Raw genomic sequence first — 724 nt, 5'->3', positions numbered from 1 at the left:
TGAGCACACCACCATCAGCGGTGTCGGCCTGCGCCTGGTGGAGGACGTGCTGGGCCGGCTGACGTATCCGAAGGCGGCCGGGCTGGGCGCCCTCAACGGGCTGTGGATCGGGCTGCTGTTCGGCGTGTTCCTGGCGCTGTTCACCACCAACGCAGTCGCGTGGTTCGCGGTGATCTTGTGGGCGCTGCTGTGGGGCGCGGTGGTCGGTGCCGTGGCGGCCCTGATCTGGCACGCGCTCTCCGGTGGCCGCCGGGACTTCCTCTCGGCCAGCCAGCTGATCGCCGACCGCTACGAGGTCCTGGTCGACCCCGCGCACGCCGAACGCGCCCGCGAACTGCTGCAGACCAGCCGGTCCTGATCACGTGAGGGGAGGTCTGAGATGGCCAAGGCAGTCGGTATCGACCTGGGAACCACCAACTCGGTGATCGCCACCGTGGAGGGCGGCCAGCCGACCGTGATCCCGAACAGCGAAGGCAGCCGCACCACCCCGTCGGTGGTGGCGTTCACCGACCAGGGCGAACGTCTGGTCGGGCAGCTCGCGCGACGCCAGGCGATCCTCAACCCGAAAGGCACCATCGCCTCGGCGAAGCGGTTCATCGGCCGCCGCTTCGACGAGGTGGCCACCGAGCGGGATACGGTGTCCTACGAGGTGACCTCCGGCCCGAACGGCGCGGCACGCTTCGATGTGCGTAGCAAGCAGGTCGCGCCGGAGGAGATCTCCGCC

At 69.6% G+C, this 724-nt stretch carries 2 protein-coding genes; both read left to right on the top strand.

Going from position 1 to position 724, the window contains the following annotated elements; all coding sequences use genetic code 11:
• On the top strand, window positions 1–358 hold a 358-nt coding region (locus tag H5411_RS46645), incomplete at its 5' end, for a general stress protein (RefSeq protein ID WP_183128047.1).
• Between the two features lie 21 nt (window positions 359–379).
• Window positions 380–724 (top strand): Hsp70 family protein (locus H5411_RS46640; protein ID WP_183128046.1); only part of this gene is annotated, 345 nt, incomplete at its 3' end.

The organism is Amycolatopsis echigonensis (assembly GCF_014174495.1).
GTDB classification, from domain to species: Bacteria; Actinomycetota; Actinomycetes; order Mycobacteriales; family Pseudonocardiaceae; genus Amycolatopsis; species Amycolatopsis echigonensis.
Note: the sequence above shows the minus strand (reverse complement) of the source record. Positions and strands in the feature narration are given on the sequence as shown.